Source organism: Pseudarthrobacter sp. KH_020_B, from assembly GCF_057840185.1.
On sequence record NZ_CM174506.1, the window covers coordinates 4446859 to 4467450 of the forward strand.

A 20592-nucleotide genomic window follows, 5' to 3' on the forward strand; every position below is an offset into this window, starting at 1 on the left:
CTATGGCAAGCGCAGCACCTTCGGGCGAGAAGACAGCACCGGCCCATTCCCAGACCCTCTCGCGCGGGATCAGGATGCTGGAAATCCTGAGCGAGGAAACGGCTGCGCTCAGCATTGGCGAGGTCTCGGACCGGCTGGGCGTCCATCGCTCAGTCGCCTACCGGATCCTGCGAACCCTGGAGGACCACGGACTCGTCGCCCGGGACAGCACCGGGGGCCTGGTTCTGGGAACCGGATTGGCCACGCTGGCCCGCGGCGTTGCCCGCGACCTGCAGACGGCAGCGCTGCCGGAGCTGACATCCCTCGCCAACGGGCTTGGCATTACTGCTTTCCTGGTGGTTCTGGACCGTGGGGACTGCACCACGCTGACCAGCGTGGAACCGCGGCACAGCGCCGCCGTCGCACAGCGTCCCGGCACCCGGCATCCCTTGCACGCCGGCGCGCCGGGGTTGGCCATCCAGGCGATCCTGGATGATTCGCAGTGGCATGCGATTTCTCCGGGGCGGCCGCGGCGGCCGGAAGTGGCATCGGTGCACGAGCAGGGATTTGCCGTCAGCCACCACGAGGTCCTGCCGGGCGTGACGGGCGTGGCCGTCCCGCTGCGGCTGCGGCAGGGGCTGCAGCCCGCCGCCATCGCGGCGGTTTACCCCAGCGCCCAACTGCCCCCCGAGCAGGTTGCAAGCTCACTCCTGGAGGCTGCGCAGCGGATCAGCGAGCAACTCCACTAGCCTGCAGGACTTCACAAACAGGTCCTTGACGGATCCGATTCGAGGGTGCATAGTCATCGTATACGATTTCGTACTCGATGAGGAGAACTCTTGGAACAGGTCACCGACCACACCCTGGCCGCGGCCCGCAAGGTCATCGCGGTGCACATCAACTACCCCAGCCGGGCCGCCCAGCGCGGCCGCACGCCGGAGCAGCCCTCCTACTTCCTGAAGCCGTCGTCGTCGCTGGCAATCGGCTCGGCGGAAGCGCCGTCCACGGTGGAACGGCCGGCCGGCTGCGAGCTGCTGGGCTATGAGGGCGAGATCGCCCTGATCATTGGCAAGCCTGCCCGCCGGGTAGGCATCGAGGACGCGTGGAGCCATGTCGAGTGGGTCACGGCCAGCAACGACCTCGGCGTCTACGACCTCCGCTACGCGGACAAGGGCTCCAACGTCCGCTCCAAGGGTGGCGACGGCTTCACCCCGATCGGCCCGGGACTGATCGCCGCTGACACCGTGGACCCCGCCAGCCTTCGGATCCGCACCTGGCACAACGGCGACCTGGTCCAGGACGACACCACCGAGGATCTCCTCTTCCCGTTCGCCCGGCTCGTCGCGGACCTCTCCCAGCTGCTCACCCTCGAAGAGGGCGACATCATCCTCACCGGCACCCCGGCCGGCGCCTCCGTCGCCAAGCCCGGCGACGTCGTCGAGGTTGAGGTCACCGCCGGTGACTTCAGCAGCGGCCGTTTGTCCACGTCCGTCGTGGAAGGCACGACGGCGTTCGCTGACTTTGGTGCCCTGCCCAAGACCGATGACACCCAGCGCGAGGAGGCGTACGGTTCGCGCGAGGCCGCCGGGCTGGGCGCGGTGGCGGGTGCCGCCGTCGAATCCGTCCTGACGCCGGAATTGAAGAAAAAGCTCGAAAGCGTCGCCACCGCCACGCTGTCTTCCCAGCTGCGCAAGCGCGGCCTGAACAACGTCAGCATCGACGGACTGCAGGCCACCCGCGCGGACCGGCGGGTCGTCGGGCTCGCCCGGACCCTGCGCTACGTGCCCAACCGTGAGGACCTGTTCAAGACCCACGGCGGCGGCTTCAATGCCCAGAAACGCGCCATCGAATCCGTAAACGAGGGCGAAGTCCTGGTTATGGAGGCCCGCGGCGAAAAGGGCACAGGCACCTTGGGCGATGTCCTCGCGCTGCGCGCCCAAGTGCGCGGCGCCGCGGCCATCATTACCGACGGCGGCGTGCGGGACTACACCGCCGTGGCGGAACTGGACATGCCCACGTACTTCGCCAACCCGCATCCGGCCGTGCTCGGCCGCCGCCACGTTCCCTGGGACACTGACATCACCATCGCTTGCGGCGGGGCCACCGTGCAGCCGGGGGACATCATCGTGGCCGACGCCGACGGCATCCTGGTGATCCCGCCGGCACTCGCAGCGGAACTGGCGGACGACTGCATCGCCCAGGAACGCGAAGAGGAATTCATTTTCCAGATGGTCAAGGAAGGCCACGGCGTGGACGGCCTCTTCCCGATGAACGCCGAGTGGCGCGCCAAGTATGAGCAGTGGGAAAAGGACCCGTCCGATGACTAAAACAGCAACGGCTGCCACCACCAGCAAGGCCGAGCAGGCATACACGGCTGTGAAGGCCCGCATCGTGGACGGGTCCTACTCCCCCGGCTACCGGCTGGTCCTGGCCGCCATCGCCAAGGACCTGGGCGTCAGCGTGGTCCCTGTCCGGGAAGCCATCCGCCGGCTGGAGGCCGAAGGACTGGTGAAGTTCGAACGGAACGTCGGCGCCACTGTCTCCGGGATCGACCCCACCGAGTACCTCTACACCATGCAGACCCTGAGCATCGTGGAGGGCGCCGCCACCGCGCTGTCCGCACCGCTGATCGGCGGGCCGGACATTGCCCGGGCACGCGCTGTGAACGAGGACATGCGCGAATGCCTGCAGCACTTCGACCCCGTCAAGTTCACCCGGCTCAACCAGGACTTCCACAGCGTCCTGTTTGAACATTGCCCCAACCCGCACATCCTGGACCTCGTGCACCGGGGCTGGAACCGGCTCGCTTCTCTGCGGGCCTCCACGTTCCGATTTGTACCCGGCCGCGCCCACGCGTCCGTGGACGAACACGAGGCACTGCTCCGGCTCATCGAGACCGGCGCCGGCGCGGAAGAGATTGAAAAATTCGCCCGCCACCACCGCGCCGCCACCCTTGAGGCCTACCTGGCGCAGGCCCCCACAACCATCCGCTAGAACCACAGAAGTAAGGAACCAACAATGACGTTCACTGCTCCGGTAACCACCAGCCACTACGTGCCGCAGGACCTGCCCACCCACATCCAGCACTACATCAACGGCCAGTTCGTTGATTCCGTGAACGGGGCGACGTTCGATGTCCTGGACCCGGTCTCCAACCAGAATTACGCCACCGCAGCGGCCGGCCAGAAAGAAGACATCGACCTCGCCGTCGCCGCGGCCCGCGAAGCGTTCACGAGCGGACCATGGCCGAGGATGAAGCCGCGCGAACGTGCCCGCGTCCTGAACAGGATCGCCGACGCCGTCGAGGCCCAGGAAGCCCGCCTGGCCGAACTCGAAACCTTCGATACCGGCCTGCCGATCACCCAGGCCAAGGGCCAGGCCCTCCGCGCGGCCGAGAACTTCCGCTTCTTCGCGGACCTGATCGTGGCCCAGTTCGACGACGCCATGAAGGTCCCCGGCGCCCAGATCAACTACGTCAACCGCAAGCCGATCGGCGTCGCCGGCCTCATCACGCCGTGGAACACCCCGTTCATGCTGGAGTCCTGGAAGCTCGCACCGGCCCTGGCCACCGGCAACACCGTGGTCCTCAAGCCGGCCGAGTTCACCCCGCTTTCCGCCTCGCTGTGGGCGCAGATCTTCAAGGACGCCGGCTTGCCTGACGGTGTGTTCAATCTGGTCAACGGCCTCGGCGAGGAAGCCGGCGACGCCCTCGTCAAGCACCCTGACGTCCCGCTGATCTCCTTCACCGGCGAAACCACCACCGGCCAGACGATCTTCCGCAACGCCGCAGCCAACCTCAAGGGCCTGTCCATGGAACTCGGCGGCAAGTCACCCTGCGTGGTGTTCGCCGACGCCGACCTCGACGCCGCGATCGACTCCGCCCTGTTCGGGGTCTTCTCCCTTAACGGGGAACGCTGCACCGCCGGCTCCCGCATCCTCGTCGAACGCGCCATCTACGACGAATTCTGCGACAAGTACGCCGCCCGGGCCAAAAACATCGTGGTGGGCGATCCTCACGATCCCAAGACCGAAGTGGGTGCCCTGGTCCACCCCGAGCACTACGCGAAGGTGGCCTCCTACGTGGAAATCGGCAAAACCGAAGGCCGGCTCCTCGCCGGCGGCGGCCGCCCCGAGCACCTCCCCGAAGGGAACTACATCGCACCCACCGTATTCGCCGACGTCGCCCCCGACGCCCGGATCTTCCAGGAGGAAATCTTCGGCCCCGTCGTCGCCATCACCCCGTTCGAGAACGACGACGAAGCGCTGGCCCTGGCAAACAACACCAAGTACGGGCTCGCAGCCTACATCTGGACCCAGAACCTGACCCGCGCCCACAACTTCTCCCAGAACGTCGAGGCCGGCATGGTGTGGCTGAACAGCCACAACGTCCGCGACCTCCGCACCCCGTTCGGCGGTGTTAAATCCTCCGGCCTGGGCCACGAGGGCGGCTACCGCTCCATCGACTTCTACACCGACCAGCAGGCCGTGCACATCACCCTCGGTACCGTCCACACCCCCAAATTCGGCGCCTAACAGCGCGCTTACCCCCTCAACGCAGAGAGAGAATCACCATGACAAACTTCATCCCCACACCCACCGTCCCGGCTCCGGACATCGTCCGCTGCGCCTACATGGAAATCGTGGTCACCGACCTCGCCAAGTCCCGCGAGTTCTACGTGGACCTCCTGGGCCTGCACGTCACCGAGGAAGATGAGAACAACATCTACCTGCGCTCCCTCGAGGAGTTCATCCACCACAACCTGGTGCTCCGCAAGGGACCCATCGCCGCCGTCGCCGCCTTCGCCTACCGAGTGAAGTCCCCCGCCGAGGTGGACGCCGCCGAGGCCTACTACAAGGAACTGGGCTGCCGGGTAGAGCGCCGCAAGGAAGGCTTCACCAAGGGCATCGGCGATTCCGTCCGCGTCGAGGACCCGCTGGGCTTCCCTTACGAGTTCTTCTACGACGTGGAGCACGTGGAACGCCTCACCCAGCGCTACGACCTCTACAGCGCCGGTGAGCTGGTCCGCCTGGACCACTTCAACCAGGTCACCCCGGACGTGCCGCGCGGCCGCAAGTACCTCGAGGACCTCGGCTTCCGCGTCTCCGAGGACATCCAAGACTCCGACGGCGTCACGTACGCGGTCTGGATGCACCGCAAGCAGACCGTGCACGACACCGCCCTGACCGGCGGCAACGGCCCGCGCATGCACCACGTCGCGTTCGCCACGCACGAGAAGCACAACATCATCCAGATCTGCGACAAAATGGGCGCCCTGCGCATCAGTGACCGGATCGAACGCGGCCCCGGACGGCACGGCGTGTCCAACGCGTTCTACCTCTACATCCTGGACCCGGACGGCCACCGCATCGAGATCTACACCCAGGACTACTACACCGGCGACCCCGACAACCCCGTGGTCACCTGGGACGTCCACGACAACCAGCGCCGCGACTGGTGGGGCAACCCCGTGGTCCCGTCCTGGTACACCGAGGCCTCCCTCGTCCTGGACCTCGACGGCAACCCGCAACCCGTCGTCGTGCGTGAGGAAAAGAGCGAAATGGCGGTCACCGTGGGTGCCGACGGCTTCTCCTACACCCGCAAAGACGGTGCCCCCGAAGGAGACCGGACGGGCTTCAAGCTCGGGGCGCAGCTGTAGCCATGCTGGACGCGAAGACGATTGAGGCCATCGCCGACGAACTCCTGGCGGCCGCCCGGACCCGCACGCCGGTCCCCCGCCTCACGGCCCGCTACCCGGACATGACCGTGGAGGACTCCTATGCCGTGCAGCAGTTGTGGCGGCAGCGGAACCAGGACGCCGGGCGCACGCTGGTGGGCCGGAAGATCGGCCTCACGTCAAGGGCCATGCAGGCTGCCACGGGCATCACCGAGCCTGATTACGGCGCCATTTTTGATGACATGGTGCTGGACACCGGCTGTTCGGTGCAGTGGGACCAGTACACCCACCCGCGGGTGGAGGTGGAGCTCGCGTTCGTGTTGAAGTCCGGGCTCAAGGGTCCCGGCTGCACCATCTTCGATGTCCTCAACGCCACCGACTACGTCGTTCCGGCCCTCGAGATCCTGGACTCCCGGATCGAAATGGAGGGCCGGACTATCGTGGACACCATCGCGGACAACGCAGCGATGGGCGCCATGGTGATCGGCGGCAACCCCGTAAAGCCCGACGCCGTGGACCTCCGCTGGGTCGCGGCCATTCTGTACAAGAACCAGACGGTCGAGGAAACCGGCGTCGCCGCCGGGGTCCTGGACCACCCGGCCAACGGGGTGCACTGGCTCGCGAACAAGATCGCCGCGCACGGGGACTCGATGAAGGCCGGCGACATCATCCTCGCCGGGTCCTTCACCCGCCCGCTGTGGGTCTACAAGGGCGACACCGTCCACGCCGACTACGGACCCCTGGGGGTTGTGACATGCCGCTTCGAGTAGAGGACACGTTCCGGAAGGCGTTAGCGGAGACGGACCGTCCGCTGGCCGGAATGTGGGTCTGCTCCGGCAGCCCGCTGATCGCCGAACTCTGTGCCGGGTCCGGCCTGGACTGGCTCCTGATCGACGCCGAACACAGCCCCAACGGCCTCGAATCCATCCTCGCCCAGCTCCAGGCCGTCCACGGCTACCCCGTCCAGGTCCTGGTCCGGCCGCCGGTCAACGACACCGTGCTGATCAAGCAGTACCTGGACCTCGGCGTGCAGAACCTGCTGATCCCCATGGTGAACTCGGCGGCCGAGGCCGAGGCCGCCGTCGCCGCCACCCGCTACCCGCCGCACGGGGTCCGTGGCGTGGGCTCAGCCCTGGCCCGGGCCTCGCGCTGGAACAGGATCCCGGACTACCTCGCGCGGGCCGGCGAAACCGTCAGCGTCACGGTCCAGATCGAATCGACGGCTGCTGTCGAAGCCGTCGAGGAGATCCTGGCCGTGGACGGAGTGGACGCGATCTTCCTGGGACCCTCGGACCTCGCCGCCTCCATGGGCGTGCTGGGACAGCAGGAACACCCGGACGTGCGTGCCGCCGTCGAACACTGCCTCAAGGCAGCCACGGCGGCCGGGAAACCGGCGGGAGTGAACGCCTTCAACCCCGATACCGCCCGCAGCTACCTGTCCGCCGGGGCATCGTTTGTGCTCGTAGGCGCCGACGTCGCCCTCCTGGCCCGCGGCTCTGAAGCCCTCGCGGCAGCGTTCATCCCGGTAGTAGAGCCAGCCGAAACCAAAGCCAGCTACTAAACAAACACCCCCAATCCGGTGGTTGAGCTTGTCGAAACCCGAACCTTTGAGGAACATCATGACAGTTACTTCTGCGCTGCCCCCTGCCCTTCTGCCGGTCATCTCGCCGGAGCGCGAAGCTGCGCTGCTCGCCTCGGTCCCTACCGGCCTGCTGATCGGCGGGCAGTGGGTGGACGCGTCCGACGGCGGCACGTTCGACGTGCACGACCCCGCCACCGGCGAGGTGCTCGCCACCCTCGCCTCCGCCACCAGCGCGGACGCCGTCGCAGCGCTCGACGCCGCCGATGCTGTCCAGGCGTCCTGGGCGCGCACCCCACCGCGCGAAAGGGCCGAGATCCTGCGCCGCGCCTTTGACCTGGTCACCGAACGGGCAGAGGACTTCGCCCTGCTCATGACCCTGGAGATGGGCAAACCCGTGGCCGAAGCCCGCGGCGAAGTCACCTACGGTGCCGAGTTCCTGCGCTGGTTCTCCGAAGAAACCGTCCGTGACTACGGCCGCTACCTCACCACCCCCGAGGGCAAAAACAAGATCCTCGTCCAGCACAAACCCGTCGGCCCCTGCCTGCTCATCACACCCTGGAACTTCCCGCTCGCGATGGCCACCCGCAAGGTCGCCCCCGCCGTCGCCGCCGGCTGCACCATGGTCCTCAAACCCGCCAAACTCACCCCGCTCACCGCCCAGTACTTCGCGCAGACCATGCTCGACGCCGGCCTGCCCGCCGGCGTCCTGAACGTGGTCTCTTCCGCCAGCGCCTCGGGGATCTCGGGGCCCCTTTTGAAGGACTCCCGCCTGCGGAAAGTCTCCTTCACCGGCTCCACCCCCGTGGGCAAACGCCTCATGGCCGACGCCGCGCAGAACGTGCTCCGCACCTCCATGGAGCTCGGCGGCAACGCCCCGTTCATCGTCTTCGAAGACGCCGACCTGGACAAAGCCGTCGATGGCGCCATGGCCGCGAAAATGCGGAACATGGGCGAAGCCTGCACCGCCGCCAACCGCTTCCTCGTCCACGAAACCATCGCCACCGAATTCACCGCCAAGTTCGCCGCCGCCATGGGCGCCCTCACCACGGGCCGCGGCACCGACCCCGCCACCCAGGTCGGACCGCTCATCGACGCAGGAGCCCGCGACGACGTGCACGCCCTGGTGAGCGCCGCCGTCGACGCCGGCGCAACCGCCGTCACCGGCGGCACACTCCCGGACGGCGCGGGCTACTTCTACCCGCCCACCGTCCTCGCCAACGTGCCCAACGACGCCTCCATCCTCGGCCAGGAAATCTTCGGCCCCGTCGCCCCGGTCACCACCTTCACCACCGAGGAGGACGCCATCCGTCTCGCCAACAACAGCGAATACGGCCTCGCCTCCTACCTCTACAGCCGGGACTTCAACCGGCTCCTGCGCGTGGCCGAGCAGATCGAATTCGGCATGGTCGGCTTCAACGCCGGTGTCATCTCCAACGCCGCAGCCCCCTTCGGCGGGGTGAAGCAATCAGGCCTCGGCCGCGAAGGCGGATCAGAGGGCATCGCCGAATACACCACCACCCAATACATCGGCCTCGCCGACCCTTACGCGGACTGACTTCCAGGCCGCACTCAACAAACACCCCCACACGCGGACCACACCGTTGTGCCCGCAGGAAATGAGAACCATGAGCGCCCTGTCGCATCAACAGCGCAATTCGGCGCGGGAAAACCGCCGCGTCGCGTTTGCCACGATCATCGGAACCACCGTCGAGTGGTACGACTTCTTCATCTATGCCAACGCCGCCGGCCTGGTCTTCGCCAAGCTCTTCTTCGAACCCGCGGGCAACGACATTGCCCTGCTGATTTCCTTCGCCTCGGTTGGCCTGAGCTTCCTTTTCAGGCCACTCGGCGCCTTCCTTTCGGGGCACTTCGGCGACAGGCTGGGACGCCGGGCCATGCTGGTCCTCACCCTGATCCTCATGGGGGCCGCCACCACGTTGATCGGCGTCCTGCCGACGTATGAGACTGCTGGCCTTGCCGCTCCTGTCCTGCTGCTCCTGCTGCGCATCCTGCAGGGCATCTCCGCAGGCGGCGAATGGGGCGGCGCCGTCCTGATGGCCGTGGAGCACGCTCCCAAGACCAGGCGCGGCCTGTTCGGCTCATTCCCGCAGCTCGGCGTCCCCCTGGGCATGCTCCTTGCCTCCGGCGTCCTCAGCCTGATGTCCGGGGTCATCTCCCCGGGCGAGGCGTTTGTTGAGTGGGGCTGGCGTATCCCGTTCCTGCTCAGCTTTGTGCTGATCATCGTAGGCTTTGTGGTCCGCAGGAGCGTGGAGGAGAGCCCGGTATTTGAGGAAATTGCCGACCGGAAACAGCAGACCCGCGTCCCGATCGTTGAACTGTTCAAGAAGCACTGGCTGCTCGTGATCCTCGCGGCACTGGTTTTCGCCGGCAACAATGCCGCCGGCTACATGACCACCGGCGGCTACATCCTCAGCTACGCCACTGCTCCCAAGGGGCTGGCCATGGACCGTACCGAAGTGCTCCTGGCGGTCACGGCCTCCGCCGCGCTCTGGTTCGTCTTCACACTGATCTCCGGCTACCTGGCGGACAGCCTGGGCCGCAAGAAGACCTACCTCATCGGTTATGCCGTCCTGATACTCACGCTCTTCCCGCTGTTCTGGCTGATCAACACCGGCAACATCTGGGCCATGCTTTTGGGCCTGGCGCTGTTCAGCGTCGGGCTTGGACTCACTTACGGACCGCAGGCCGCGCTCTACAGCGAGCTGTTCCCGGCCTCCATCCGGTTCTCCGGGGTGGCCATCTCCTACGCCGTGGGCGCGATCATCGGCGGCGCTTTTGCGCCAACCATCGCCACGGCATTGGTCCAGGCCACCGGAACAACCATGTCCGTCTCGGCCTACCTGCTGATCGTTGCGCTGGTCTCGACGGGCGCAGTGCTGGTGATCCGCGACCGCAAGGGCATCGATCTGGGCATCGATAACCAGGCCGAGCAGGAGGTTGGCGCCACGATCTTCGACAAGCGGGTTCCCGCCCGGACCGAGGCCTCAGCCAGCATCAATAGTTAAGCCAGTCCGGGCCGGCGGGATATCCCGCCGGCCCGGACTGGGTAACCCGGCTCAGCTCAGGTCGAAGCGGTCGAGCTCCATGACCTTGGCCCAGGCAGCCACGAAGTCGTTGACGAACTTCTCCCTGGCGTCGTCACTCGCATAAACCTCGGACAGCGCACGGAGCTGGGAATTGGAGCCGAAGACCAGGTCTACCGGCGTGGCGGTCCACTTCAGTTCGTCCGTGGTGACGTCCCTGATTTCGTAGACGTCCTCCTCCCCCTCCGATGCCTTCCACCGGGTGCCCGGCGAGAGCAGGTTGACGAAGAAATCGTTCGTCAGGACCTGGGGCTTGCCGGTGAGGACGCCGTGGCTGGAACCGCCGACGTTGGCGCCGAGGACACGCATGCCGCCGATGAGGGCTGTCATTTCGGGCGCGGAAAGGTCCAGCAGGTACGCCTTGTCCAGCAGGAGGGTCTCCGGCTGAAGCTTCTCGCCGGGGCGCACGTAGTTGCGGAACCCGTCGGCCCGCGGCTGCAGGTACTGGACGGAGTCGACGTCGGTCTGGTCCTGGGATGTATCGGCCCGGCCGGGCCGGAACGGCACGGTCACGTCGAACCCGGCATCCTTCGCGGCCTTCTCCACGGCTGCGCAGCCGCCAAGGACAATCAGGTCTGCCAACGAGACCTTCTTGCCGTTGGTCTGGGCGGAGTTGAACTGCTGCTGCACCGTCTCGATCGCCTGCAGCGCAGCCGCCAACTTTTCGGGCTCGTTGACCTCCCACCCGCGCTGGGGTTCCAGCCGGATCCGTGCCCCGTTAGCACCGCCGCGTTTGTCCGTTTTGCGGAAGGTGGACGCCGCGGCCCAGGCCGTGCTGGCCAGCTGGGAGACAGATAGGCCTGAGTCCAGCAGCTGTGCTTTGAGCGAGGCAATGGCCTGCTCATCGATCAGCTCGTGGTCGACTGCAGGGATGGGGTCCTGCCATAGCTGGGGTGCAGGGATCCACGGTCCGAGCAGGTGGGGGCCGACGGGTCCCATGTCGCGGTGCAGCAGTTTGTACCAGGCCTTGGCGAACGCGAGCGCGAACTCGTCCGGGTTCTCCAGGAAGCGCCGCGAGATCTTCTCATAGGTGGGGTCGATGCGCAGCGAGAGGTCCGTGGTGAGCATTGTGGGCCGGTGCTTCTTATCCGGATCGTGCGCGTCCGGGATGATCTTCGGGCCGTCCTTGGCCACCCATTGCTTGGCACCGGCAGGGCTCTCGACGAGCTCCCACTCGTGCGCGAACAGGATCTCGAAGAAGCGGTTGCTCCACTGGGTCGGCTTGTCGGTCCAGGTGACCTCGAGGCCGGACGTGATGGTGTCCGCCCCCTTGCCGCTCTCGTAGGTGCTGAGCCAGCCCAGGCCCTGCGCCTCGAGGTCGCCGGCCTCCGGCTCGGGCCCGACGTGGTCGTCGGCGCTGCCGGCGCCGTGGGTCTTGCCGAACGTGTGGCCGCCGGCGATCAGTGCAACGGTCTCCTCATCGTTCATCGCCATGCGCTTGAAGGTTTCGCGGATGAAGGCTGCGGCTGCAGCTGGGTCCGGATTGCCCATCGGCCCCTCGGGGTTGACGTAGATCAGGCCCATTTCGGTGGCGCCGACGTCATCCGCCATCTTGCCTTCGCCCGTGTAGCGTTCGTCGCCGAGCCACGTGTCCTCGGGCCCCCAGAAAATCTCCTCGGGCTCCCACACGTCCTCCCGGCCGAAGGCGAAGCCAAAGGTCTTGAATCCCATCGACTCGAGGGCCACGTTGCCCGCAAGGACCAGCAGGTCGGCCCAGGAAAGTTTTTGGCCATACTTCTGCTTCACCGGCCAGAGCAGCCGCCGGGCCTTGTCGAGGTTGGCGTTGTCCGGCCAGCTGTTGAGGGGTGCGAACCGCTGGCTGCCGTCCCCGGCGCCGCCGCGGCCATCGTGGACGCGGTAGGTGCCGGCCGCGTGCCAGCTCAACCTGATCATGAGGCCGCCGTAGTGGCCGAAGTCCGCGGGCCACCAATCCTGGGAGGTGGTCAGGACCTTGATGATGTCCTGCTTGAGTGCCTCGACGTCGAGCTTCTGGAATTCCTCGCGGTAGCTGAACGAGGGGCCAAGCGGATTGCCCGCCGGGTGGTGGGCGTGGAGCACGGAGAGGTCCAGCTGGTTTGGCCACCAGTCCGCGACCGTCCGCGGCCGGTGCGCCTTCGGCTGCGGCGCGTCGATCGCCGGGTTTTCACTCTCGCTGCCGTGTGCCGTCGCGCTGTCGGGGGCAACGGGCAACCCGCCCTCGGCCCTGCCATCCGGAGTAGCGGTGCTTCCGGGGTTGGGGACCGGGGATTGTTCCTGACGATCGGTCATGTGCTTCCTTCCCTAGGCCGAGGCCGCGGTCGGACTCGGGCAACCGGTCTAACCCTCCTATTTGACCACAAGAGGACGCCGCGGGAGAGGCCCCGGGGCGGAAAATGTCCCTCTGCCCGGAGCATCAAAAGCCGGGCCCGAACCCGTCCCGGCTCACCCCATGGCCGGCGACACGCGTGTCCCGGTACTGAACTGCCGCCGGGCCCAGCGGGCAAGTTTTTTGCCCTTGCCCTTCCACCAGCTGTCCTCATCCTTGTCATGGTGCAGCCGGAAAATAATCGCCACGAGCACGAACATCGACATACACACGTCTGTCCAGGACCAGGACAGCGCGTCGATCAGCACGCTCATGCCGGTGGCAATGATGGAGGGAATGGCCAGCGTCCGGAAGACCGTGCTGGCAATGTAGCGCCGGTGCGACCTTGGCACGGACAGCGCCCGCACCATGTCAAAGCACACGCACACCACCACGACGGCCTGACCGATGGCAAGCAGGATCAGCCCAACACTGGACCCTGCGAACATAACGACTGAAGAACCAAACACGCGAAAACCCCCAAAGGCTCGAACCTGCGCTGTGAGACCTAGCTGAAGTTCCATTCAAGCCATTGGGGGCGATCCGGTCACGAGTAGTGGGTACTCTAATTTCCCAGCGGCCTGGGCCGCCAGACCACCACGGCTTGGGACCGCGCCCGGGGGCGCTGGCCCCGGGCCAGGCTCACCACATCGCCGGCGGCACCGGCCGCGAAGATCCGCGAATCAAGGGGATCACGACGGCGGCCCAGCTCCTCGGTCAGCTCGCTCACCCTGCGCTGCAGCGCGGCCACCTGGTTCTCAAGCTCAAGGATCCTTTTGATGCCTTCGAGCGAGACGCCTTCGTGGGACAGCCGCTGGACTTCGCGCAGCATGTTGATGTCCCGCTGCGAGTAGCGGCGCGACTTCCCGGGCGCCCGGCTGGGCGAAACAATGCCCAGCCGGTCATACTGCCGGAGCGTCTGCGGGTGCATATCCGCCAGTTCAGCCGCGACGGAGATCACGAAGATCGGCTGGTCAGCGCTGATGTCCACGGTCTGCTCCGTTGCTTAGAGCCGGGCCTTGGCGGCCAGGCCTTCACGGACATCGGCGTCGGCGGTGGCTTCGGCAAAGGCCTTCACGGCTGCTTCGGCTTCCTTGTTCAGGTTCTTCGGAACCGCGACGTCGATGGTCACCAGGAGGTCGCCGGTCACCTTGGCAGTCTTCACGCCATGGCCCTTGACCCGGAGTGTGCGCCCTGAGGGCGTACCGGCCGGAACGCGGACCCTGACGGTTTCGCCGTCGATGGTGGGGACCTGGATATCGGCGCCCAAAGCAGCTTCCGGGAAGGTGACCGGGACATGGATGCGGAGGTTGTCGCCGTCGCGCGTGTACAACTCGTGGGGTTTGACGGACACGGCCACCATGAGGTCGCCGTTGCCAGCGGGACCTGGCTGGCCCTTACCGCGGACGCGCACTTTCTGGCCGTCCTTGATGCCGGCGGGAACGCGTACGTCAATGACGTCACCGCTGGGTTCGCGCAGGCCGATGGTGGTGCCGCGGATGGACCCGGAGAAGGAAATGCTGGTGGTCGCCGTACGGTCGGCGCCCTTCTGCGGCGGGCGCTGGAATCCGGTCTGGCCGCCGAAGCCGCCGCCGAACAGGTCGGCGAACTCGGGCGGGATGCCGCCGGACGTGTTGAATCCACCGGGCTGGCGCCCCGCACCGCCGGTGAACAGGCCGCCGAACATGTCCTCGAACCCGCCGTTGCCGCCGGCCGTACGAGCGCCGGGAGCGAACCGCGCTCCGCCGCCCATGGCCCGGATGGCGTCGTACTGCTGGCGCTCGTCAGGATCCGAGAGCACGGAATAGGCCTCGGAGATGTCCTTGAACTTCTTCTCCGAAGCAGCGTCACCCGAGTTCGTATCCGGGTGGTGCTGGCGGGCAAGTTTCCGGTACGCCTTCTTGATGTCGGCGTCGGAAGCGTCCTTGGCGATACCAAGGATCGCGTAAAAGTCCTTGTCCACCCAATCCTGGCTAGCCAATGGCGTTTCCTTTCAAATCTCTGTGCCGAGATGGCAGTTCGCGGCAATGTTCTTGCGAATCACTGCCGCGAACTGCCATCTCGATGGGGTAAATGCTACGCAGGAACTGCGACGATAACCTGTGCTGCGCGGAGCACGCGGTCCCCTGACCGGTAGCCGGAGCGGAGCACCTGGCTGACCGTGTCAACCTCGACGTCCTCGCCCGGCTGCTGGATGAGGGCCTCGTGGATCGTGGGATCGAACTCCACTCCGGTCTCGTCAATGCGGACCAGGCCGTACGTCTTCAGCGCGTTCTCCAGCTTGGTGGCAATCGCGGCGAACGGGCCGTCGGTCAGGTCACCGTGCTGGCGGGCAGCGTCGACGTCGTCCAGTACCGGCAGCAGGGAGTTCAGGACGCCGATGACGGCCATCTCCCCTGCCACGGCCCGGTCGCGCTCAACACGCTTGCGGTAGTTGACGTATTCGGCCTGGAGGCGGAGGAGATCGTTCTTCAGCTCTGCAGCTTCAGCGTGTCCTGCACCCTGTGCCACCGATTCCTCGGCCGGCACCTCTATGCCGTTGAGGATTTCCTCGGCCTGGGCGAGTGCATCGCCGTCGCTGTCAACAGACTTGCCAACCGGGGACCCGCCCGCCGTCGCGTCAGAGGGCTGCTCGCCCTTCGGGTGCCGTGCCTGCCCAGTCACCGGATCAACCTTGCGGTGGTCCCGGATGACCGGCTCCTGGCTCGCGGATGAGTTGTGCTCTTCCTCGTTACCGTGGTGCGGCATGGCTACTTCTTCGCTTCGTCTTCGTCGATGATCTCGGCGTCGACGATGTCCTCGTCAGCCGCCTTCTCGCCGGCAGCAGCGCCACCAGCGGCGCCTTCGGCACCTGCGGCACCGGTGGCACCGTCCGGCGAACCGGCGTGGGCGTAGATGGCTTCGCCGAGCTTCGACTGCGAGGCCTGGAGCTTCTCGAACGCGGTCTTCACGGCTGCGTCATCTGTGCCCTCGAGGGCCTTCTTGAGGGCGTCGACGTCGGCCTGGACCTCGGTCTTGACCTCTTCGGGCAGCTTGTCGGAGTTGTCGGCGATCAGCTTGTCCACGGAGTACGCGAGCTGCTCTGCGGTGTTGCGGGTGTCGGTCGCCTCGCGGCGGGTCTTGTCCTCGGCTGCGTGCTCCTCGGCGTCCTTAACCATGCGCTCAATGTCTTCCTTGGAGAGCGCGGTGCCGCCGGTGATGGTCATGGACTGTTCCTTGCCGGTGCCCTTGTCCTTCGCGGAGACGTGGACGATGCCGTTGGCGTCGATATCGAACGTGACCTCGACCTGCGGGACGCCGCGCGGAGCCGGCGCGATGCCGGTCAGCTCGAACGTGCCAAGCGGCTTGTTGTCCCGGGTGAACTCGCGCTCGCCCTGGAAGACCTGGATGGCCACGGACGGCTGGTTGTCGTCAGCGGTGGTGAAGGTCTCGGACCGCTTGGTGGGGATTGCGGTGTTGCGCTCGATCAGGTGCGTCATCACGCCACCCTTGGTTTCGATGCCCAGGGACAGCGGGGTGACGTCGATCAGCAGGACGTCCTTGCGCTCGCCCTTCAGAACACCGGCCTGGAGTGCTGCGCCAACGGCAACAACCTCATCCGGGTTAACGCCCTTGTTCGGCTCCTTGCCGCCGGCCAGTTCCTTGACCAGCTCGTAGACAGCCGGCATACGGGTGGATCCGCCAACGAGGACGATGTGGTCGATCTCGGAAAGCTTGATGCCGGCTTCCTTGATGACGTCGTGGAACGGCTTCTTGGTGCGCTCCAGCAGGTCCTTGGTGAGTTCCTGGAACTTGGCGCGGGTCAGCTGCTCGTCCAGGTGGACCGGACCGTCGGGGGTGACCGACAGGTACTGGAGGGAGACGTTGGTGCTGGTGGAGGAAGAGAGTTCCTTCTTGGCCTGTTCAGAGGCTTCACGGAGGCGCTGCAGGGCGATCTTGTCCTTGGACAGGTCGATGCCCTTGACCTTGAGCTGGTTCAGCAGGTAGTCAACAACGCGCTGGTCCCAGTCGTCGCCGCCGAGGTGGTTTTCGCCCGCGGTGGAGCGGACCTGGATGGTGGAGAAGTTGTCTTCGTCTTTGCCAACCTCAAGGAGGGAGACGTCGAACGTTCCGCCGCCGAGGTCGAAGACCAGGATTAGTTCGTCTTCCTTGCCCTTGTCCAGGCCGTATGCCAGTGCAGCCGCGGTGGGCTCGTTGACAATGCGGAGGACCTTGAGTCCCGCGATTTCGCCGGCTTCCTTGGTGGCCTGGCGCTCGGCGTCGTTGAAGTAGGCCGGGACTGTGATAACAGCGTCGGTGACCTTTTCGCCCAGGTAGGACTCGGCGTCGTTCTTCAGCTTCATCAGGATACGGGCGGAGATTTCCTGCGGGGTGTACTTCTTGTCGTCAATACCGACACCCCAGTCGGTGCCCATGTGGCGCTTGACGGAGGCGATGGTGCGGTCGATGTTGTTGACGGCCTGGCGCTTGGCGATCTCGCCAACCAGGACTTCGCCGGTTTTGGAGAATGCAACGACGGACGGCGTGGTGCGGCCACCCTCGGCGTTGGCAATAACGGTGGGCTCGCCACCTTCGAGAACGGAGACGACGGAGTTAGTGGTTCCGAGGTCGATACCTACTGCACGTGACATGTGTTGCTTCCTTCTTTTCCTTGGAAACTTGCTGGCGCTCGTGTTGAGCGTTCTGCACTCAACTTTACTCGGGGCGCAAGCGATGTCAATCCAAAGTTGAGCGGAGTACGCTCAACTTTGGATTTTTAGGTAGCGGCACCCTCAGTCGAACCCCTGGAATTCCGGGGGTTTCAGGCGGGAATTCCGCTTCCCTGGCAATAGTTCGCTGTGCGTGAACGGCCGCTACGAGTTCTTGTCCTCGTCCACTTCGACCTCGCGGGCTGTTCCCACGGCACCGGCATCGCCGTAGTCACCGTCCGGGTATTCGCCTTCTTCGGACTGGTTCTCGGCGCCGCCCACGCCGGCCTCGCCGTAGTCGCCTCCCTCATACTGGCCGCCTTCACCCTCCAGCCCGGGTTCGGTGCTGCCTTTGCGGCGTTCTTCTTCAGGTGCGCTGTTCTCAGTCATGACGTGATCCCTCCTTTGAGTTCCGCGTCCATCCGGGCGCATTTGGAGTCTACTCAGCCGGAGGCGGGCTAAACAGGGGTGCTGGCAGACTCCGCGGCGTTCTGCGGATCCGCGTCAGGCACCGAGCCCGGCCACCCCTGCAAGGACGGCGAGGTGGTGTTCAAAGAGCTCGTCCCGGGCACGGAACGTGTCCGCTCCGTATTGGCCAAAAACCTCAAAACTCACGGCCCCGAAGAGCGACGTCCACACGAGTGCACCGTTCGCTTGGAGCTCATCCGGCATGGCGAGTCCGAGTTCGCTGCGGATCGCTTCCAGATCGGCGGACAAGGCAGAAGGTACGACGGCGGTGCGCGCCGTCGCGGTCAGCGCACCTGCCCGGTAGGCGCCGTCGAGAATGCCGATCAGGCGGTAGATCACCCGGGTTCCCGGGGTTGTGGTCTGGCCAGCGGGGGCCCGGTAGCCGGGGACCGGACTGCCAAAAAGGAGACCGTAGCGCGCCGGCTCCCGTAGTGCCCAGGTCCGGACCGCCCGGCCGAGCGCCTTGAACCTGCCGTCGAAGTCGCGCTCCGGCAATGCGTTTACGGCTGCATCCACGGCATCGCCGAGTTCGCTGTAGGCGTCCACCAGAAGCAGCGTGAGGAGCTCGTCGCGGCTGGCCACGTAGCGGTAGACCGCGGAGGAGACCACGCCAAGATCCCTTGCCACGGCGCGGAGGGACAGGGCTGCCGCGCCATGCGTTGCCAGGTGCTCTCTGCCCAGCCTGACGATGTCGGCAACGGTCTGGGCCCGGGCGCGCTCCCGCGGCGTCCGAAGGATAGTTTCCGCGGCCGCGGCAGGGTCATTCATTGGTCCAGCATCGCACAAAGCAGAGCAGTGTCAACAATTGAGAGCACCGCTCTTGACAGCTGCCGGCCGAAGGGGCACGCTATTGGGAGAGCGGTGCTCTCAATAACGAAAACCCTAAGGGGAAGTCATGAACGATGTATACGTAGTAACGGGCGCGGGGCCTGTGGGCTGGACGGTCGCAGAACAGCTCGCCAAGCAGGGGAAAACCGTCAGGATCCTCACCCGTTCCGGCAGCGGCCCCGAGCATCCGTTGGTGGAACGGGTCAGGGCAGACGCCCGGGACGCCGCCCAGGTACGGGATGCCTTCGCGGGCGCCACCGCCGTCTTCCACTGCATCCACGGCTCCTCCTACACCGCGGACGCCTGGCAAGCGGAACTTCCCCTAGCCGAACGCACGGTGCTGGCCGCGGCAGGCGAGGCGGGCGCCGTCGTCGTCTTCCCCGAAAGCCTCTATTCGTACAGCGAGCCCGGGCGCACCATGGCAGAGGCGGGTCCGCGGACTGCCACCGGCGGCAAGCGCGGCGTCCGGACCGCGCTGCTCACGGCGCGGGACGCCTCTGTGACCAACACTGTCAGCGTGGTGGCCGGTGACTTCTTTGGCCCTCGGGTGCGAACCTCGCATGCAGGCGAGCGCATGGTCCCCACCGTATTGGCCGGCAAGAAACTCCTGGTCATCGGGAGCGCCGATCAGCCCCATTCATTCACCTATGTACCCGATCTGGCGGCGGCAATGATCCATGCAGCGGGGACGCCGCCGCTGTGGAACAACGTGTGGCACGCCCCCACTGGTCCGGCGTTTACACAGAGACAGCTGGCAACGGCGTTCACCGAGGCCGCAGGGGTGGCGGCGCCGAAGGTGGGGGCCATACCGGGCTGGGCGCTCCGGGCCATGGGGGCGTTCTCGAAGGACATGCGGGAACTTGCGGAACTGCTCTACCAGTTCGAGGCGCCGTTCGTGATGGACTCGGCCGCCAGCGAGGCCGCGCTTGGGCTCCGCGCAACACCGCTGCCCGAGGCGGCGGCGGCCACGGTGCGCTGGTGGCGCGCGCAGGGGTGAGGCTCCGGCGGCCCACCCAAGTAGGGTTCCCCCTGTTTTTCACCGCGGAGGGGTAGCGTTTCATTATGAGTTCGCAGCAGCCTGACGCCGACGATGTGTACACGCACGGCCACCACGAGTCGGTGGTCCGCGCCCACGCCTCCAGGACCGCGGAGAACTCCGCGGCCTTCGTGATTCCCCACCTCACGACCGGGGTTTCAGTGCTCGACGTCGGCTGCGGCCCTGGGAGTATCACCTGCGATTTCGCGGGGCTGGTGTCGCCCGGAAAGGTCACCGGCCTGGACCGGTCACCGGACATCATCGCCCAGGCCACGGCACTGGCCGCCGAGCGCGGCGTCGCCAATGTGGAGTTCCTTGCCGGCAACATCTATGACCTCGACTTCGAGGACGAAACGTTCGACGTCGTCCATGCCCACCAGGTGCTCCAGCACCTGACCGACCCGGTGGAGGCGTTGCGCGAGATGCGCCGGGTGGCCAAGCCCGGCGGCATCGTGGCAGTGCGCGACGCCGATTTCCATGGCATGAGCTGGTACCCCGCCATCCCTGAGCTGGACGAGTGGATGGACCTGTACCAGCGGATCGCCCGACGCAATGGGGCGGAGCCCGATGCCGGCCGACGGCTCGTGTCCTGGGTGCAGTCCGCCGGCTTCGGGGATGTGGCGCCCACCAGCAGCAACTGGCTGTACGCCACCGGTCAACAGCGGAGGTGGCAGGCCCGGGTTTGGGGAGAACGCGTGCTGCATTCGGCCTTCGCGGAGCAGGCCCTCGAATACGGCTTCGCGAACCCGGCGGACCTGGCCCGGATTTCGGCTGGCTGGCACCGCTGGGGATCCACCGACGACGGCTGGTTCCTGATCCCGAACGGTGAGGTCATCGCCCGGGCTTAAATGCGTGCCTGCCGTTGTCCACATACGGCAGTTGCCCTGT

At 66.2% G+C, this 20592-nt stretch carries 19 protein-coding genes; 11 read left to right on the top strand and 8 right to left on the bottom strand.

Going from position 1 to position 20592, the window contains the following annotated elements:
* Window positions 1-2 precede the first annotated feature (2 nt).
* The 9 genes from AC3IT0_RS20845 to AC3IT0_RS20885 all read left to right on the top strand — a co-directional run bounded on the left by AC3IT0_RS20845 (window position 3) and on the right by AC3IT0_RS20885 (window position 10262).
* Window positions 3-728 carry an IclR family transcriptional regulator gene (locus AC3IT0_RS20845; RefSeq protein ID WP_489321547.1) on the top strand — a complete coding sequence of 242 codons (726 nt, stop codon included), beginning with the start codon at window positions 3-5 and terminating at the stop codon, window positions 726-728.
* A 90-nt stretch (window positions 729-818) separates the two neighbouring features.
* Complete coding sequence (locus tag AC3IT0_RS20850) at window positions 819-2306, top strand: fumarylacetoacetate hydrolase family protein (protein WP_489321548.1); 1488 nt, start codon at window positions 819-821, stop codon at window positions 2304-2306.
* A complete protein-coding gene (locus AC3IT0_RS20855; RefSeq protein ID WP_489321549.1) occupies window positions 2299-2973 on the top strand; it encodes a GntR family transcriptional regulator in 675 nt (224 codons plus the stop codon). The genes AC3IT0_RS20850 and AC3IT0_RS20855 overlap by 8 nt, the downstream gene beginning before the upstream one ends.
* 24 nt (window positions 2974-2997) lie before the next feature.
* Window positions 2998-4512: a 5-carboxymethyl-2-hydroxymuconate semialdehyde dehydrogenase gene (gene hpaE, locus AC3IT0_RS20860; RefSeq protein ID WP_489321550.1), complete on the top strand. Its 1515-nt coding sequence runs from the start codon at window positions 2998-3000 to the stop codon at window positions 4510-4512.
* A 38-nt stretch (window positions 4513-4550) separates the two neighbouring features.
* The gene (hpaD, locus tag AC3IT0_RS20865) at window positions 4551-5636 is read left to right on the top strand and encodes a 3,4-dihydroxyphenylacetate 2,3-dioxygenase (protein ID WP_489321551.1); all 1086 of its coding nucleotides are present in this window, start codon (window positions 4551-4553) and stop codon (window positions 5634-5636) included.
* A 2-nt stretch (window positions 5637-5638) separates the two neighbouring features.
* Complete coding sequence (gene hpaH / locus AC3IT0_RS20870) at window positions 5639-6424, top strand: 2-oxo-hept-4-ene-1,7-dioate hydratase (protein ID WP_489321552.1); 786 nt, start codon at window positions 5639-5641, stop codon at window positions 6422-6424.
* The gene (locus tag AC3IT0_RS20875; protein WP_489321553.1) at window positions 6409-7215 is read left to right on the top strand and encodes an HpcH/HpaI aldolase family protein; all 807 of its coding nucleotides are present in this window, start codon (window positions 6409-6411) and stop codon (window positions 7213-7215) included. Before hpaH ends, AC3IT0_RS20875 begins: the two co-directional genes overlap by 16 nt.
* A 58-nt stretch (window positions 7216-7273) precedes the next feature.
* Window positions 7274-8791 carry an NAD-dependent succinate-semialdehyde dehydrogenase gene (locus AC3IT0_RS20880; protein WP_489321554.1) on the top strand — a complete coding sequence of 506 codons (1518 nt, stop codon included), beginning with the start codon at window positions 7274-7276 and terminating at the stop codon, window positions 8789-8791.
* Between the two features lie 70 nt (window positions 8792-8861).
* The gene (locus tag AC3IT0_RS20885) at window positions 8862-10262 is read left to right on the top strand and encodes an MFS transporter (RefSeq protein WP_489321555.1); all 1401 of its coding nucleotides are present in this window, start codon (window positions 8862-8864) and stop codon (window positions 10260-10262) included.
* A 51-nt stretch (window positions 10263-10313) separates the two neighbouring features.
* Here the strand turns inward: AC3IT0_RS20885 and katG are convergent, their stop codons facing one another.
* From katG to AC3IT0_RS20925, 8 genes are all read right to left on the bottom strand, one after another.
* Window positions 10314-12608: a catalase/peroxidase HPI gene (gene katG, locus AC3IT0_RS20890; RefSeq protein ID WP_489321556.1), complete on the bottom strand. Its 2295-nt coding sequence runs from the start codon at window positions 12606-12608 to the stop codon at window positions 10314-10316.
* A gap of 153 nt (window positions 12609-12761) precedes the next feature.
* Window positions 12762-13133, bottom strand: coding sequence for a hypothetical protein (locus AC3IT0_RS20895; protein WP_489323858.1), 372 nt, complete (start codon window positions 13131-13133; stop codon window positions 12762-12764).
* A gap of 116 nt (window positions 13134-13249) precedes the next feature.
* Window positions 13250-13675: a heat shock protein transcriptional repressor HspR gene (locus AC3IT0_RS20900; protein WP_489321557.1), complete on the bottom strand. Its 426-nt coding sequence runs from the start codon at window positions 13673-13675 to the stop codon at window positions 13250-13252.
* Between the two features lie 15 nt (window positions 13676-13690).
* A complete protein-coding gene (locus AC3IT0_RS20905; RefSeq protein ID WP_489321558.1) occupies window positions 13691-14665 on the bottom strand; it encodes a DnaJ C-terminal domain-containing protein in 975 nt (324 codons plus the stop codon).
* A gap of 95 nt (window positions 14666-14760) precedes the next feature.
* On the bottom strand, window positions 14761-15432 hold the full coding sequence (locus AC3IT0_RS20910) for a nucleotide exchange factor GrpE (RefSeq protein WP_489321559.1): 672 nt from the start codon (window positions 15430-15432) through the stop codon (window positions 14761-14763).
* A gap of 2 nt (window positions 15433-15434) precedes the next feature.
* Window positions 15435-17315: a molecular chaperone DnaK gene (gene dnaK, locus AC3IT0_RS20915; protein ID WP_489321560.1), complete on the bottom strand. Its 1881-nt coding sequence runs from the start codon at window positions 17313-17315 to the stop codon at window positions 15435-15437.
* Window positions 17316-17537: 222 nt separating this feature from the next.
* Entirely contained in the window at window positions 17538-17762 is a 225-nt protein-coding gene (locus tag AC3IT0_RS20920) for a hypothetical protein (RefSeq protein ID WP_489321561.1), read from the bottom strand.
* A gap of 114 nt (window positions 17763-17876) precedes the next feature.
* The gene (locus AC3IT0_RS20925) at window positions 17877-18608 is read right to left on the bottom strand and encodes a TetR/AcrR family transcriptional regulator (protein ID WP_489321562.1); all 732 of its coding nucleotides are present in this window, start codon (window positions 18606-18608) and stop codon (window positions 17877-17879) included.
* A 127-nt stretch (window positions 18609-18735) separates the two neighbouring features.
* Here AC3IT0_RS20925 and AC3IT0_RS20930 point away from each other — a divergent pair, with 127 nt between their 5' ends.
* Window positions 18736-19665 (top strand): NAD-dependent epimerase/dehydratase family protein, encoded by a 930-nt coding sequence (locus tag AC3IT0_RS20930; protein WP_489321563.1) that lies wholly within the window; start codon window positions 18736-18738, stop codon window positions 19663-19665.
* Between the two features lie 65 nt (window positions 19666-19730).
* The gene (locus AC3IT0_RS20935; protein ID WP_489321564.1) at window positions 19731-20552 is read left to right on the top strand and encodes a methyltransferase domain-containing protein; all 822 of its coding nucleotides are present in this window, start codon (window positions 19731-19733) and stop codon (window positions 20550-20552) included.
* Window positions 20553-20592: the final 40 nt, after the last annotated feature.

What these genes read in the sequence shown, in the direction of transcription:
- AC3IT0_RS20845 (WP_489321547.1), top strand. Translation starts at nt 3, where the DNA reads ATGGCAAGCGCAGCACCTTCGGGCGAGAAGACAGCACCGGCCCATTCC.
- AC3IT0_RS20855 (WP_489321549.1), top strand. Translation starts at nt 2,299, where the DNA reads ATGACTAAAACAGCAACGGCTGCCACCACCAGCAAGGCCGAGCAGGCA.
- hpaE (WP_489321550.1), top strand. Translation starts at nt 2,998, where the DNA reads ATGACGTTCACTGCTCCGGTAACCACCAGCCACTACGTGCCGCAGGAC.
- hpaD (WP_489321551.1), top strand. Translation starts at nt 4,551, where the DNA reads ATGACAAACTTCATCCCCACACCCACCGTCCCGGCTCCGGACATCGTC.
- hpaH (WP_489321552.1), top strand. Translation starts at nt 5,639, where the DNA reads ATGCTGGACGCGAAGACGATTGAGGCCATCGCCGACGAACTCCTGGCG.
- AC3IT0_RS20875 (WP_489321553.1), top strand. Translation starts at nt 6,409, where the DNA reads ATGCCGCTTCGAGTAGAGGACACGTTCCGGAAGGCGTTAGCGGAGACG.
- AC3IT0_RS20880 (WP_489321554.1), top strand. Translation starts at nt 7,274, where the DNA reads ATGACAGTTACTTCTGCGCTGCCCCCTGCCCTTCTGCCGGTCATCTCG.
- AC3IT0_RS20885 (WP_489321555.1), top strand. Translation starts at nt 8,862, where the DNA reads ATGAGCGCCCTGTCGCATCAACAGCGCAATTCGGCGCGGGAAAACCGC.
- katG (WP_489321556.1), bottom strand. Translation starts at nt 12,608, where the DNA reads ATGACCGATCGTCAGGAACAATCCCCGGTCCCCAACCCCGGAAGCACC.
- AC3IT0_RS20895 (WP_489323858.1), bottom strand. Translation starts at nt 13,133, where the DNA reads ATGTTCGCAGGGTCCAGTGTTGGGCTGATCCTGCTTGCCATCGGTCAG.
- AC3IT0_RS20910 (WP_489321559.1), bottom strand. Translation starts at nt 15,432, where the DNA reads ATGCCGCACCACGGTAACGAGGAAGAGCACAACTCATCCGCGAGCCAG.
- dnaK (WP_489321560.1), bottom strand. Translation starts at nt 17,315, where the DNA reads ATGTCACGTGCAGTAGGTATCGACCTCGGAACCACTAACTCCGTCGTC.
- AC3IT0_RS20920 (WP_489321561.1), bottom strand. Translation starts at nt 17,762, where the DNA reads ATGACTGAGAACAGCGCACCTGAAGAAGAACGCCGCAAAGGCAGCACC.
- AC3IT0_RS20925 (WP_489321562.1), bottom strand. Translation starts at nt 18,608, where the DNA reads ATGAATGACCCTGCCGCGGCCGCGGAAACTATCCTTCGGACGCCGCGG.
- AC3IT0_RS20930 (WP_489321563.1), top strand. Translation starts at nt 18,736, where the DNA reads ATGAACGATGTATACGTAGTAACGGGCGCGGGGCCTGTGGGCTGGACG.
- AC3IT0_RS20935 (WP_489321564.1), top strand. Translation starts at nt 19,731, where the DNA reads ATGAGTTCGCAGCAGCCTGACGCCGACGATGTGTACACGCACGGCCAC.